The organism is Streptomyces sp. NPDC041713 (genome assembly GCF_055591085.1).
This window is the reverse complement of the sequence record NZ_JBVIZY010000005.1, coordinates 25,626-39,476: the sequence shown is the minus strand read 5'-3', so window position 1 is coordinate 39,476 and position 13,851 is coordinate 25,626. Positions and strand designations below refer to the sequence as shown.

At 72.1% G+C, this 13,851-nt stretch carries 10 protein-coding genes; 5 read left to right on the top strand and 5 right to left on the bottom strand.

Going from position 1 to position 13,851, the window contains the following annotated elements:
• Window positions 1–50: 50 nt before the first annotated feature.
• Window positions 51–632, top strand: coding sequence for an acyl-CoA thioesterase (locus tag ACZ6CV_RS16640; protein WP_469251516.1), 582 nt, complete (start codon window positions 51–53; stop codon window positions 630–632).
• 76 nt (window positions 633–708) lie between these two features.
• Here the strand turns inward: ACZ6CV_RS16640 and ACZ6CV_RS16635 are convergent, their stop codons facing one another.
• Window positions 709–2,184 (bottom strand): LCP family protein, encoded by a 1,476-nt coding sequence (locus ACZ6CV_RS16635; protein WP_362377202.1) that lies wholly within the window; start codon window positions 2,182–2,184, stop codon window positions 709–711.
• Between the two features lie 148 nt (window positions 2,185–2,332).
• Between ACZ6CV_RS16635 and ACZ6CV_RS16630 the strand changes: the two genes are divergently transcribed.
• Window positions 2,333–3,370 carry a glycosyltransferase family 2 protein gene (locus ACZ6CV_RS16630; RefSeq protein WP_362377200.1) on the top strand — a complete coding sequence of 346 codons (1,038 nt, stop codon included), beginning with the start codon at window positions 2,333–2,335 and terminating at the stop codon, window positions 3,368–3,370.
• A gap of 93 nt (window positions 3,371–3,463) precedes the next feature.
• Here the strand turns inward: ACZ6CV_RS16630 and ACZ6CV_RS16625 are convergent, their stop codons facing one another.
• The 4 genes from ACZ6CV_RS16625 to ACZ6CV_RS16610 all read right to left on the bottom strand — a co-directional run bounded on the left by ACZ6CV_RS16625 (window position 3,464) and on the right by ACZ6CV_RS16610 (window position 9,503).
• A complete protein-coding gene (locus tag ACZ6CV_RS16625; RefSeq protein ID WP_469251515.1) occupies window positions 3,464–5,134 on the bottom strand; it encodes an LCP family protein in 1,671 nt (556 codons plus the stop codon).
• Window positions 5,135–5,220: 86 nt separating this feature from the next.
• On the bottom strand, window positions 5,221–6,984 hold the full coding sequence (locus ACZ6CV_RS16620) for an LCP family protein (RefSeq protein ID WP_469251514.1): 1,764 nt from the start codon (window positions 6,982–6,984) through the stop codon (window positions 5,221–5,223).
• 225 nt (window positions 6,985–7,209) lie between these two features.
• Window positions 7,210–8,568, bottom strand: coding sequence for an LCP family protein (locus ACZ6CV_RS16615; protein WP_469251513.1), 1,359 nt, complete (start codon window positions 8,566–8,568; stop codon window positions 7,210–7,212).
• A 182-nt stretch (window positions 8,569–8,750) separates the two neighbouring features.
• Window positions 8,751–9,503 (bottom strand): TIGR03089 family protein, encoded by a 753-nt coding sequence (locus ACZ6CV_RS16610; protein WP_469251512.1) that lies wholly within the window; start codon window positions 9,501–9,503, stop codon window positions 8,751–8,753.
• A 137-nt stretch (window positions 9,504–9,640) separates the two neighbouring features.
• Between ACZ6CV_RS16610 and ACZ6CV_RS16605 the strand changes: the two genes are divergently transcribed.
• The 3 genes from ACZ6CV_RS16605 to ACZ6CV_RS16595 all read left to right on the top strand — a co-directional run bounded on the left by ACZ6CV_RS16605 (window position 9,641) and on the right by ACZ6CV_RS16595 (window position 13,297).
• Window positions 9,641–11,002, top strand: a complete 1,362-nt coding sequence (locus tag ACZ6CV_RS16605) for a peptidoglycan recognition protein family protein (protein ID WP_469251511.1) — start codon at window positions 9,641–9,643, stop codon at window positions 11,000–11,002.
• A gap of 145 nt (window positions 11,003–11,147) precedes the next feature.
• Window positions 11,148–12,230: a mannose-1-phosphate guanylyltransferase gene (manB, locus tag ACZ6CV_RS16600; RefSeq protein WP_469251510.1), complete on the top strand. Its 1,083-nt coding sequence runs from the start codon at window positions 11,148–11,150 to the stop codon at window positions 12,228–12,230.
• Between the two features lie 53 nt (window positions 12,231–12,283).
• Window positions 12,284–13,297, top strand: a complete 1,014-nt coding sequence (locus tag ACZ6CV_RS16595) for a DNA-3-methyladenine glycosylase family protein (RefSeq protein WP_469251509.1) — start codon at window positions 12,284–12,286, stop codon at window positions 13,295–13,297.
• Window positions 13,298–13,851: the final 554 nt, after the last annotated feature.

Below are 13,851 nucleotides of genomic sequence, written 5' to 3'. Positions count from 1 at the left end.
CAAAGCGGGCGGGGAGGGGGTGGGCGCGGGCCCGGCATAGGGTGGAGGGCATGACAGACCAGGCTCCCCGTCCGACGGCGTCCCGGCCGGAGGAGAATCCCCAGGCCCGCGGGGCGATCGAGGGCAAGCCGACATCGGCCTCCCGCACCACGCTCAGCCACATCATGACCCACAACGACACCAACCTCCTCGGTACGGTGCACGGTGGCGTGATCATGAAACTCGTGGACGACGCGGCGGGGGCGGTCGCCGGCCGCCACTCGGGCGGGCCCGCGGTCACCGCGTCCATGGACGAGATGGTGTTCCTCGAGCCGGTGCGGGTGGGCGACCTCGTCCATGTGAAGGCGCAGGTCAACTGGACCGGGCGCAGCTCCATGGAGGTCGGCGTCCGGGTCCTCGCCGAGCGCTGGAACGAGTCGACGCCCGCGCAGCAGGTCGGCTCGGCGTACCTCGTCTTCGCGGCGGTCGACGCGGACGGCAAGCCGCGTACGGTTCCTCCGGTGGTGCCCGAGACGGACCGTGACCGGCGCCGCTACCAGGAGGCGCAGATCCGGCGCACGCACCGGTTGGCGCGGCGCCGGGCGATCAAGGAGTTGCGGGAGGCGCGGGTGGCTGAGGGGTTCGACGACTAGGGGTGGTTCCGGTGCGTTCTCCGTGCGGGGCGCCTGTGGTTGCTCGCGCCGTTCCCCGTGCCCCTTACGGGGCCCGCTAGCCGCAGGTCACCTCGTCGCCTCTGATCGCTCCGAATTCTCCCTGTTGGGCGTCTTCCGCGCGGACCTTGCGGACCTCCTTGAAGTCCGTGCCCGCGATGACCTTCAGGGTGGGGCCCTGGCCCGGTACGGGGCGTAGTTCCGCGCCCGGGAGTGCCGTCGCCAGGGACTTCGCCGAGCGGTCCCAGCGCGGGTCGAAGGCGATGACCGTCCGCGGGGCGGGGCGGGCCGCCGCGCCCGGCACGTCCGCCGGCGCCCCCGTGGTCTGGAAGCCGGTCGCCCGCAGCGCCGCGTCGACCTTCTTGCCGAGCCCCGGGGCCCCCGTGCCGTTCTCCACCTGGACCCGGACCTGCTGCGGCGAGACGTCGACCATCGTGGCCTTGCTCTTGGGGCGGTGCGCCGCGAGCGGCTGGTCCTGGCGCAGCGCCTCGAAGAGCCGGCCCGCCTTCACCGGGTGCCACTTCAGCGTCGAGCCGATGCCGGGCACCACCTGCCCCGTGGCGTCCAGCGGCACCGTCGTGAACTCCGACGAGGAGGGCGAGAAGCCCCGCATCGCCCGCCCGAGGTCCAGCATGTCGCCGGTGCCGAAGCCCTTGTCGGCCCGGACGGAGCCGAGCAGTGTCCGCGTCACGTCGCGGAACTTGACCGGGTTCAGCAGGACCCCGCTGCTCGTCGCCTTCGCGATGAGCGCCGCGAGGAAACGCTGCTGGCGCTGCATGCGGCCCAGGTCCGATGCGCCGTCGACGTAGCGGGACCGTACGTACTGGAGCGCCGCGCCGCCGTTCAGCTGGTGCGTGCCCTCCGCCAGGTCGAGCCCCGTGTGCGAGTCCCGGAGCGGGCGGGCCGTGCAGATCTGCACCCCGCCGAGCACGTCCACCGTCTTCATGAAGCTCAGGAAGTCGACCTCCAGATAGTGGTCGATCTTGACCTTCGTCATGTGCTCGACGGTCTGCACGGTCAGGTTGGGGCCGCCCTCCGCGTACGCCGCGTTGATCTTGTTGGGGTGCTCGCGGTGCTTCTGGCCGGTGTTCCGGTCGGTGTGCGGGGGCAGATCGGCGTAGCTGTCCCGGGGCAGGCTCACCACGCTGGCGCGGTCCCGGTCCTCCGAGATGTGCACGATCATGATCGTGTCCGTGCAGTGGCAGGGCGCGCCGCCGAGCCGGTACTTCGCCTTCTCCTCCGGGGTGATCTTGTCCCGGCCGTCGGTGCCGACGAGCAGCACGTTGATGCCGTGGCCCGACTCGGGCCTGTTCTTCATGTCCCGGAAGACGTCCACCCGTCTGATGCCCGTGTCCAGGCTGGTGACGACCGAGTGCCCGATGCCCGCCGCGGCCAGCACCGTCACCGAGACGGTGCACGCCACCCGCATCGCCCAGCGGGGCCGTTTCCGCCGCCCCGCGGACGTCCGTCGGGCCCGCTGGGCCGGTGGGCGCGGGCGCGGCGCGGGGGCGGGGGAGCGGGGCGGTGCGGGCACGTGCGGAACACCTCCGCGGTGACGGGCGGCTGGGGGTGGGAGACGGGCCGGGCGACCCGAGAAAGGTAAGGCCATACGAAATGCGGCCCGGGGTAGCGACCCGGACGGCGCGCACCCGTGTCCCCCATTCGCGGTAACGTGACGCGTGATGAACGCGAAGTCCGAGGCGCAGCCTCCAGCCGTATCCGTGATCATGCCCGTCCTCAACGAGGAGCGGCATCTGCGTGAGGCCGTGCACGCGATCCTGCAGCAGGAGTACGCGGGCGAGATGGAGGTCGTCGTCGCGCTCGGCCCCTCCACCGACCGCACGGACGAGATCGCCGCCGAGCTGGTCCGGGAGGACCCGCGGGTGCACACGGTGCCCAATCCGTCCGGCCGCACGCCCGCCGCGCTGAACGCCGCCATCAAGGCGTCCCGGCACCCCGTCGTGGTGCGCGTCGACGGTCACGCCGCGCTCTCGCCCGGCTACATCACCACCGCCGTGCGGCTCCTGGCGGAGACCGGCGCGATGAACGTCGGCGGCATCATGCACGCCGAGGGCCAGAACGACTGGGAGCACGCGGTCGCCGCCGCCATGACCTCGAAGATCGGCGTGGGCAACGCCGCCTTCCACACCGGCGGCGAACCCCAGCAGGCCGAGACGGTCTACCTGGGCGTCTTCCGCCGCGAGGCCCTGGAGCGGCAGGGCGGCTACAACGAGGAGTTCATCCGCGCCCAGGACTGGGAGCTGAACTTCCGCATCCGTGAGGCCGGCGGCCTGATCTGGTTCTCGCCCGAGCTGAAGGTCTCGTACCGCCCGCGGCCGAGCGTGAAGGCGCTGGCCAAGCAGTACAAGGACTACGGCCGCTGGCGGCACGTCGTCGCCCGCTACCACGAGGGCTCGATCAACCTCCGCTACCTCGCGCCGCCGACCGCGGTCTGCGCCATCGCCGCGGGCATCGTGGTGGGCGCGGCGCTCACCCCGTGGGGCTTCGTCGTCCCCGGCGGCTACCTCGCGGCCATAGCCGCCGGTTCGGTCCCCGCGGGCAAGGGCCTGCCCCTGAAGGCACGCCTGCAGATCCCGGTCGCGCTCGCCACCATGCACATGTCGTGGGGCTGGGGCTTCCTCACCAGCCCGCGCTCGCTCGCCAAGCGGGTCATCGCCTCGCGCCGCCCGGCCGTCCTGGGCACCGCGCAGGAGGCCTGACGGCCGCGGGCCGGACGGTACGCGACGAGACGGCCCGGCCCCACCTCACCGGTGGGGCCGGACCGTCTCCCGTACACCTGCGTTCCCGTACGCCTACCAGCTGAAGTTCGGGTCGACCTTCATGCACGCCTTCTTGTCGGAGCCGCTGAGCGCGTCCGCGGAGTCCGGTGTGCTGTCGTCCTTCTTCTTCGGCTTGGGCGGCCGCTCGCCCTCGCGCCAGTCGGCGCCGACGACCAGGGTCACCCCGGAGACGTCCGTCGACTTCTTCGCCGAACTCAGCGGCAGACCGAGCGACTTGGCGATCCGCTGGGCGTCGCCCTCCAGGTCCTTGCTGGGATAGCGGACGAGGGTCCGCTCCTCGGTCAGCGCGGTGGCCGCGTCCGGCGTCGCCTTCTTGAAGCCCTTGGCCGCGAGGAGCTGCGCCACCGTCGCCGCCCGGCCGCTGACCGGGGGCTCCGCGTCGGTCCGGGTGCCGTTCTGGACCTGCACCGCGATCTCGTCGTCGTCGGCCGCGGGATCGTCCGACGCCTTCTCCTTGGCCGGCTTCTTCACGCCCTTGCCGTCCAGCGGGATGTCGTCGCGGACCAGCCGGAAGAGCTGCTCCGCGTCGCCGGGCTTGGGGACGACGCGGGCGCCCGCGTAGTCGAACGGCATGGTCGTCATCGTCGTACGGCTCGGCGAGACCTTCTTGAGCTCGTTGCCCAGGTCGTACAGCTTCTTGATGGTGCCGAGGCCGTCGTCGACCTTCAGCGCGCTCGTCGCCTCCTCGGCGAGCTTGCGCAGCTGGTTGGGGCTGCTCAGGCCGGTGTTCTCGCGGAGCTTGCGGACCAGCGCGTTCATGTACATGTGCTGGGCCTTGGCGCGGCTGATGTCGGTGCCGCCCTCGAAGCCGTAGCGGGTACGCAGCCACTGCAGGGCCTGCTTGCCCTTGACCTCGGTGGTGCCCTTCTTCAGCTTCAGGCCCGAGCCGTGGCCCTGGCTGTCCCGCGAGTGGATGTTGCGGTCCACGCAGACCGGGACGCCGCCGATGGCGTCCGCCATGGACACCACCCCCGAGAAGTCCACCATCATGAAGTGGTTGATGTGGATGTTGGTGAGCTTCTCCCAGGTGGCGACCGTGCAGCCGGGACCCCCGCGTCCCAGGGACTCGTTCGTCATGTTCCGCGGGCCGGTCTGCGGATAGACCTTGCCGTCGTCCGGGTCGGTGCACTTGGGGATCTGCAGCAGGGTGTCGCGCGGCATGCTGACGACCGACATGTTGGAGCGGTCGGCCGAGAGGTGCAGCAGCATCTGTACGTCCGCGAGCGGCGGTGAGCCGAAGGTGTCCTTGGCCCCGCCCAGCTTCTGGTTGGCCTTGGAGTCCCGCGCGTCCGAGCCGATGAGGAGGATGTTGAGGGGGGTCTGACCCGCGGCGTTGGGGGTGGGCGCGGGCGCCCGGTGCTCCCCGAGGTTCAGGTCGTCCGTCTCGAGGTTGTCGTTGAGGTGCTGGTAGTACAGGTATCCGGCGCCGGCCGTGCCGAGTATCAGCACCGAGAGGATCGTCGCCGACCAGCGCAGGACCCGGCGCTTGCGGCGCGGTGGCCGACCGCCGTCGCCCGCGCCGCGGCCGCGGCGGTGGCCGCGGCTGCCCCGAGGGGGCTCGGCGCCGCTCGGCGCGGGCTTGCCGGGGCCTGCCGCGTCCTCGTGCGCGCCGTCCCAGCCGTGATCACTCGCGTGCGGGACACGTCGTCGTGTCCCCTCCTTACGCACGCTGTTCTGCCTCATCCCCAGCCCCTCCCCGCCCCATTCCCGAACTGCGGCCGCTCCGCGACGCCTTGGCGCACTGTTAGATGCAGAACGACCGCTTCAGGTCACTTGGCACACACGGTCTTGTCCGCCTCGACCTTCTTGATGTCCTTCGGCACCTTCGTCGAGGCGTCGATGGGCACCCCCGCGCCCTCGAAGTCGCCGCCGAGCGTCAGCTTCATGGCCGGCAGACCCTGTGCGTTCTTCTCGCTCTTGCCCGGCTTCAGGGCGGCGGCGGGCAGACCCATGATGTCGGCGAGCCGACGGGCCTGGTCCGCCTGGTCCGGCGCGTACTCGAGCGTCGTCTTCTTCAGGTTCGAGGGCGCGTTCCCCAGCTGGCTGGACTTGAGCACGCCCTCGTCGTTCTGCAGCCAGGTGAGCGTCGTCTGGGCGGCGCCGGTCTTGCCGCTGCCGTTGTAGATGTCGACCCGCACCTCGGAGGCGTCGGCCTTGGGGCCCTTGAGGCGGGCGGCCACCTCGGCCTTCTCCTTCTTCTGCTTCTTCTTCACCGCGGTCAGCGACTGGTCGGCGCGCATCATCGCGAAGAGCTGCTCCGCCTTGGCCGGGGCGGGCACCACCGTGGTGTGGACCTTCTCGGCGGGGTTGTCGACGACCGGGACGGTGGTGAAGCTCAGGTTCTTCACGTCGAGCTTGCCGAGCTCCATGCCGAGGCTCTTGAGCTTCATGATGTCGGCGATCTTGGAGTCGACGGTGAGCGCCTTGGTGCCGGCCTCGGCGAGTGCGAACATCTTCTTCGGGCTGGTCAGGGTGTCGTTCGACTTGAGCTTGCGCATCAGCGCGCTGAGGAACTGCTGCTGCAGCTCGATCCGGCTCAAGTCGCCGCCGGTGCCCACCGAGTGGCGGGTGCGGACGAACGCCAGCGCGTCCTCGCCCTCGATCGTGTGCTTGCCCTTGGGCAGCTTCAGATGCGACTTGGGGTCGTCGATGTCCTTGGCGAGGCAGACCTCCACGCCGCCGACCGCGCTGGAGAGCGTCTTGACCGCGTTGAAGTCGGCCACCATGAAGTGGTCGGGCGTGATGCCGGTGATCGCCTTGACGGTGCGCATCGTGCAGCTCGGCGTGCGGTCGGACTGGCCGAGGCTCTCGTTGAAGCGGGCGTTCTGCGTGCCCTCGATGTTCTTGACGCTGCCGTCGTCCTGCTTCGTCGGGCAGTTCGGGATGTCGACGATCATGTCGCGCGGGATGCTCAACGCGGTCGCGTTCGTACGGTCCTTGGAGACGTGCAGCAGGATCGTCGTGTCGGCGTGACCGACGCTGCCCTCGTCGCCGTACCCCTTGTTGCCGCTGCCGCTGCGCTTGTCGGTGCCCATCACCAGGATGTTGATGGCCCGGTCCTTGCTGAACCCGCCGGTGCCCGCGCCGTCGTCGTCTATCGACGTGATGTTGTCGTTGAGGTGCTGGTAGTAGAGGTAGCCGCCGGCACACCCCGCGACGAGCAGGAACGCCAGCGTGCCGCCCGTCCAGACGAGCACCTTCTTGCCCTTGGACTTGCGCGGCTTCTGCTTGCGCCGGCCGCCGCCCGAGCCGGGCTCCGGCTCCTTGACGCGCCGCCGCCGCTGCCCCGGCACCTCGCGGCGCTCCTCGTGGCGCTCGTCGCGCTTGCCGGGATCGTTGCGACGGGAGCGCTCACGGCCCGTCTCGGTGCGGCCGCGGCCGCTTCCACGGGTCGACGAGCCACGGGGGCCCGGCACGGTCGACTGCCCTGCGGAGGGGCTCAGTCGCAGTTCGTAGTCACCGGTGTCCGGATTGAGCACCCACTGGTCTGCGGGATCGATGTTCTCCGCCCGCCCACGGCCTTGCGCGTCCACGGTTGTTTGCGTCCTCCGTCGGGGCCACGCGGCGCCTTACCCCCTCAAGAAGGCGCTCGGTCAGTCGTTCCAGCGGTGCGTGGCCGTCATGGCCCGGCGCACCGGATCGCTCACACTATCCGCCCAGTTCAGCGTCGGACGACGCCGGTGACAAATTCCACTCCCCTACAACCGGGCAATCCGCCCCATTTCTTTGTGGGGCGGCGCCATCCCTTGGGGATCGTTTTACTTACAGGTGGATCCGGCGGCCGTGTTGCCCCGGAATGTCGGAACGGGGGACGGCGTGGGCGCCGGGTCGTCGGGCTTCTCGTCGCTCCCGTCCTCGCCGGAGCCGTCGCCGTCCTCGTCGGTGGAGGGCGGTTCCTCGGCGGGGGGCTGTTCCGAGGCGGACGGCCGGTCCGTGGCCGGGGAGTCCGTGCGGGTCCGCGCCTCGCCGGGCCCGGAGCTCTCGGTCCGCCGCGGGTCCACCACGACCGGGCTGTCCGTGCGCAGCCGGGTGAAGAGCTGGTCCGCCGCGGGCTCGACGAGCTCGTCGCGGTTGGCGTCGTAGGTGTAGGACTGCCGGGGAACGGTCAGGAACTGCACCCGTTCCGTGGGGATGTCGCGCATGCCGCGCACCAGGTCGTACAGGCCCCGCAGACTGGCGAGGCCGGGGTCGGTCGTCAGCGAGGACGTGGCCGCGTCGAGCACCGGATAGAGCTTGGTCGGGTTGAGCAGGACGTCGTTGCTCTGCACCTTGTTGACGAGCGCGGCGAGGAACTGCTGCTGACGGTCCATCCGGTCGGTGTCGCTGCCGTTGCCGAGGCTCTTGCGGGCGCGGACGTAGCCGAGCGCCTGCTCGCCGTTGAGGGAGCGCAGGCCCGGCGGGAGCGCCACCTTGGCGTCGGTGTCGTCGATCGGCGCCCTGATGCAGACCTGGACGCCGTCGACCGCGTCGACCATGTCCTTGAAGCCCGCGAAGTCCACGACCATGTGGTGGTCGACGCGGATCCGGGTGAGCTTCTCCACCGTACGGATCGTGCAGGCCGTCCCACCGAACTCGAACGCCCAGTTGAACTGGGCGAATTGGGGCTGGGTGCGGCTGCCGTCCGGGCGGAGGCAGCCGGGGATGTCCACCATCAGGTCGCGCGGGATCGACACGGCCGTCGCGCTGTGCCGGTCGGCTGCCAGGTGCAGCAGGATCGTGGTGTCCGAGCGCTGGGTCCCCGGGTCACGGCCGTACTCGCGGTTGCCGGGGCCCGCGCGGGTGTCGGAGCCGAGCAGCAGGATGTTCTGGGCGCCGTTCACCAGCGCCGTCGGACGCTCCTTCTCGAACCGCGCCAGCTCGTCAGCGGCGTCGGTGTCCGTGGTGATGTTCCCGTTGAGCTTCTGGTACGCCGCCCAGCCCACGCCCCCCGCCCCGAGCACCAGGACGGCGACGCCGAGCGCCGTGTAGCGCAGCCAGCGCCGTCTGCGGCGGACGACGCCGGCGCCGGTGGCGCTCGCGCCGGTCCCTGGTCCGTACGTGGCCTTCGGCTCAGGCGGTGCGCCCTCCGGGGCCGGCGGCTCGTCCGGTCCGGAAGGCGTGCCTGCGGTCTCGGTCACGTGAGCGTCCACCCCTCATGGCTGCGTCGGTGCGTGGTCGGTTCCTACGACCATGGACCGGCGCGGCGCCGGGGGCCTCCGGGCCCGGGGACGGTGTGGGCCGAACGGGGGACAAAGAGGGGACGGAGGGGGTGGGAGGAGGAGTGGGGGAGGAGAGGAGAGGCACGGGCCGGCCGGAGGCGTCAGCGCGCCGTGACCGTCACCAGCTCGTCCTCGATCCGCTTGTGGAGGCCGTCCTCGGCGAGCCGGTCGAGGTGGCGGCAGAGCACCACGGAGCCGCCCGCCGCGAGCGCCGCGTACAGCCCGGCGCTCAGCCCCTCCCAGGTGGTGTACGGCAGACCGGACAGGATCCGGGTGCCGGGCGCGATGCCGAGCCGCTCCGCGTCGGCGGCCGCCCGCTCCACCAGGGCGGCGCCGGTCAGCTCCACGCCGTCCACGGCGAGCGCCGGCTCGTCCGGGTCGACGGGCGCGTACGGCGCGAACCGGTCGCCCTGGCCCGGCACCTCCACCGCGTAGTCCGCGAAACCGGCCGGCGGCTGCGGGAAGCGTCCGCCGAGCGGGCGCAGCGCGAGCGCGACCCGCTCACCGGAGCAGGCGCGCGCGGCGTCCAGCGAGTCCGGGCCGCTGACGACGAGGTCGGCCGACGCCGGGTCGCCCCCCACGTCGGCGAGGACCCCCACCGACGAACAGGCGAGCAGCCACACGGCCGTCTGCCAGTGCGCGGGGAGCAGCAGCACGGCCCGGTCGCCGGGTTCGGCGGCGAGGTCGCCCTGGAGCAGATTGGCGGTCTTGGCCACCCAATTGGCGAAGGTGGCCACGGACAATTCCACGCGTTCGCCGGTGGCGTCGTCGTAGAAGGTGACGAGGGGACGGGCCGGGTCCGAGGCGAGCGCGGATCGCAGCAGGTCGGCAGGGGTGCGGTCGTTGGCGTTCACGGGCGCAAGGGTACGCGGGCGGTGCGTCCGGCCCCGGCGTGGCGGGGAGTGCGAGGGATCGGATCGCCCGCACTCGGCCGACGACCCGTCAGTTTCCCGATGGACAGATATGCACGGATATGCCAACTATCAGTCGTATGCGTGGATTCCTTGCTTCCTCGATCGGCGTCACGTGCGCGGCCGCCCTCGCCCTGCCCCTCACCCTGCCGGCGTCCGGCGCCCGGGCCGCGACGCCCGGCGCACCGTCGGCCGCCGGCCCCGCCACGGAGGCGGTGCCCGGCAGCACCCAGTCCCTGCCCCTCGTCCCGCTCGGCTCCGACCGCTCGCTCGGCCCGGCCGAGGTGAGCGAACAGGGCCTGACCCAGCGCGATGTGCGCCGCTTCTCCCTGGTGGGCGTCGTCTGGAACGACCCCGACGCCGAACTGCTCGGCACCGTCCAGGTCCGCACCCGTGCGACCGGCACCCGCACCTGGTCCGGCTGGCAGCACGTCGAGACGCACAACCACGAACACGCCGCCGACCTCGACACCGCCGAGCGGGGCACCGGCACGGTCCGCGGCTCCACCGCGCCGCTGTGGGTCGGCGCGTCCGACGGCGTCGAGATCCGCGTACGGCCCGAACGGCCCGAGGGCGCGGACCGGGCCGCACCGCCCCGGCTCCCCGAAGGCCTGCGGATCGAACTGGTCGACCCCGGCGACGAGGCCCCGCCGCAGGGCGCCAAGCTCGACGTGGGACACGCCGGCGCGCTGACCGCCGAGTCCGCCGCGTCCTCCGCGGTCAACGCCGACCTCGCGCCGATCGGTGCCGCGGTCATCCCCGAACTGACGAAGCGCCAGTCGGAGGACGACCTGATCGCCGCCCGCGGCGGCCCGGAGGCGGTCGGCAAGGTGCGCCCGCACATCGGCCCGCGGCCGCGCATCGTCACGCGCAAGGGCTGGGGCGCCGACGAACGGCTCCGCGAGAAGAACTTCGCGTACACCAAGACCGTCAAGGCGGCCTTCGTGCACCACAGCGCGTCCGGCAACAACTACCGCTGCTCACAGGCGCCGTCCGTGCTGCGCAGCATCTACCGCTACCACGTCAAGAGCAGCGGCTGGCGCGACTTCGGCTACAACTTCGCGATCGACAAGTGCGGGACCATCTACGAGGGACGTGCCGGCGGTGTGGCCAAGCCGGTCCTCGGGGCCCACACGCTCGGGTTCAACACCAACACCACGGGCATCGCGGTCCTCGGCACGTACAGCACCACCGCACCGCCGAAGGCGGCCGTCAAGGCCGTCGCCAAGCTGACCGCGTGGAAGCTCGGTCTGTTCGGCGCCAACCCGCGCGGCACCACCGTCCTGACGTCCGGCGGCGGCAAGTACAAGAAGGGCAAGAAGGTCCGGCTCCACGTGATCTCCGGGCACCGCGACGGATTCGCCACCGAGTGCCCCGGGAACCGCCTGTACAAGAAGCTCGGTTCGACCCGGACGAGTTCGGCGAAACTCCAGGGCCGCTGAGCTCCGAACCCCGGGGCCGCTGAGCTCCGACGCACCGTCCGAACTGCGTGATCTGCACGATCTGCACGATCTGCACATCCGTCTGCATACACTGGCCGGCCGAAACCCCCGTTCGGCCGGCCCCAGCAGGAAGCAGAGACGACAGGTGACAGAAGCGATCCTCCTGGTCGGCGGCAAGGGAACCCGGCTTCGGCCGCTCACGGTGCACACCCCCAAACCGATGGTGCCGGCGGCCGGCGTCCCGTTCCTCACCCATCAGCTGGCGCGGGCCCGCGCCGCGGGCGTCGAGCACATCGTCCTCGCCACCTCCTACCTCGCCGAGGTCTTCGAGCCGTACTTCGGCGACGGCTCGGCGCTCGGCCTGCACATCGAGTACGTCACGGAGACCGAGCCCCTCGGCACCGGCGGCGCCCTCCGCAACGTGGCGTCCCGGCTGCGCTCGGGCCCCGACGAACCGGTCCTGATCTTCAACGGCGACATCCTCACCGGCCTGGACATCCGCGCCCTGGTCGCCACCCACGAGGAGTCGGGCGCCGACGTCTCTCTGCACCTCACCAAGGTCGACGACCCGCGCGCCTACGGCCTCGTCCCCACCGATCCGACCGGACGGGTCACGGCCTTCCTGGAGAAGCCGCAGACCCCCGAGGAGATCGTCACCGACCAGATCAACGCGGGCGCGTACGTCTTCCGCCGCTCGGTCATCGACACGATCCCCGCGGGCCGCCCGGTCTCCGTCGAACGTGAGACGTTCCCCGGCCTCCTCGCCGCCGGCGCCCACCTGCAGGGCATGGTCGACTCCACGTACTGGCTGGACCTGGGCACCCCGCAGGCGTTCGTACGGGGCTCCGCCGACCTGGTCCTCGGCCGCGCGCCCTCCCCTGCGGTGCCCGGCCGCCGAGGCGAGAGCCTGACCCTGCCCACCGCCCTCGTGGCCCCCGACGCGAAGCTCACCGGCGGCACGGTCGTCGGCGAGAACGCGCGGATCGGCGAGGGCGCCCGCGTCTGCGGCAGCACGATCCTGGCTGGCGCGGTCGTCGAACCGGGCGCGGTCATCACAGACTCCCTGATCGGCGCGGGCGCGCGGATCGGCGCCCGCGCGGCGCTCACCGGCGCGGTGATCGGCGACGGCGCGGTGGTCGGCGCCGACAACGAACTGCGCGAGGGCGTACGGGTCTGGTGCGGGGCGACGCTGCCGGCGGGCGCGGTCCGCTTCTCGTCGGACCAGTAGGGGCCCTCCCGTAGGTGCCCCGCGCGGGCGGGCCGTCGCCTACCCTCATAAAGATGTCGTCCCGTTTCGCCCCGCGCCCCACCCGCACCACCGTGCGCGGTGGCGAGACGGCCGTCCCGAAGGGCGCCCTCCCGCACCAGAACACGGCGCCGCACCCGGCCACCGCCCGGACCCGCACCTGGAAGCCGCCGTTCCCCGTCGACCTCGGCCTGACCCTGGGCGCGCTGCGTCGCGGACCGGCCGACCCGGCGTTCCGCAGGACCCCCGACGGCTCCGTCTGGCGGGCGAGCCGTACGCCGGAGGGGCCCGGCACGCTGCGGGTCGCCGTCCGCTCCGGGACGGTCGAGGCGGAGGCGTGGGGGCCGGGCGCGGACTGGTTCCTGGACCGGCTCCCGGATCTGCTGGGCGCGTCGGACGACCCGGGCGCCTTCGTCCCCCGCCACCGGCTGCTCGCGGTGACGGAACGCCGGCGGCCCGGCCTGCGGCTGACCCGTACGGGTCTGGTCATGGAGGCACTGATCCCGTCGATCCTGGAACAGAAGATCACCACGGACGAGGCGTACCGCGCGTGGCGCCTGCTGCTCCGCGCGTACGGCGAGCCGGCCCCGAGTCCGGGCCCCGACCTGTACGTCATGCCGGCGCCCCGCACCTGGGCGTTGATCCCCTCCTGGGAGTGGCACCGGGCGGGCGTGGACAACAAGCGGGCGTCCACGATTTTGCGCGCGGTGGCGCGGGCGGCACGGCTCGAGGAGGCGGCGGGCATGGAGCCCCTGGAGGCGCAGGCCCGCCTGGAACTGATCCCGGGCATCGGCCCGTGGACCTCGGCGGAGACGGTGCAGCGGAGCAATGGGGCGGCGGACGCCGTGACGGTGGGGGACGTCCACCTGCCGGGCATCGTGGGGTACGCGCTCGCGGACGACCGCGAGGCGGACGACGCGGAGATGCTGCGCCTGCTGTCCCCCTACGCGGGCCAACGTCACCGGGCGACCCGCCTCATCTGCCTGAGCGGCCACACGCCCCCGCGCCGGGAGCCGCGGATGCGGCGCACGAATATCGCGGCGTGGTGAGGGGGGCGGCGGCCGCCTAACGGGTGCGTTGCGCAGTTCCCCGCACCCCTGGGGGTGACGCCGACCGGTGTTCGTCTGCGGGCGCGCACTGGCTGGCCGCGCAGTTCCCCGCGCCCCTTAGGGGTGGTTCCGGCGGGCGTTTTTCTGCGGGTGCGCGCTGGTTGCTCGCGCAGTTCCCCGCGCCCCTGAGGGCGGTCCCGTCCGCGGCTTGGTGAGGGTGGCGGGCGAATAGCGCGCCGGGGACAGATCAGGGGCGCGGGGAACGGCGCAAAAAACGCCCCCCGACCCGCAGCAAACAACGGACCGGGGCGACATCTCAGGGGCGCGGGGAACTGCGCAAAAGCGACCACGGCCTGCAGACGACGACGGGCCGGGGCCAGGTGGTCAGGGGCGCGGGGAACTGCGCAAAGAACGACCCGCGGCCCGCAGCAGACGACGGACCGGGGCGACAGATCAGGGGGCGCGGGGAACTGCGCAAAGAACGACCCGCGGCCCGCAGCAGACGACGGACCGGGGCGACAGATCAGGGGGCGCGGGGAACTGCGCAAAGAACG

What these genes read in the sequence shown, in the direction of transcription:
- ACZ6CV_RS16605 (WP_469251511.1), top strand. Translation starts at nt 9,641, where the DNA reads ATGCGTGGATTCCTTGCTTCCTCGATCGGCGTCACGTGCGCGGCCGCC.
- ACZ6CV_RS16625 (WP_469251515.1), bottom strand. Translation starts at nt 5,134, where the DNA reads ATGAGGCAGAACAGCGTGCGTAAGGAGGGGACACGACGACGTGTCCCG.
- ACZ6CV_RS16630 (WP_362377200.1), top strand. Translation starts at nt 2,333, where the DNA reads ATGAACGCGAAGTCCGAGGCGCAGCCTCCAGCCGTATCCGTGATCATG.
- ACZ6CV_RS16595 (WP_469251509.1), top strand. Translation starts at nt 12,284, where the DNA reads ATGTCGTCCCGTTTCGCCCCGCGCCCCACCCGCACCACCGTGCGCGGT.
- ACZ6CV_RS16640 (WP_469251516.1), top strand. Translation starts at nt 51, where the DNA reads ATGACAGACCAGGCTCCCCGTCCGACGGCGTCCCGGCCGGAGGAGAAT.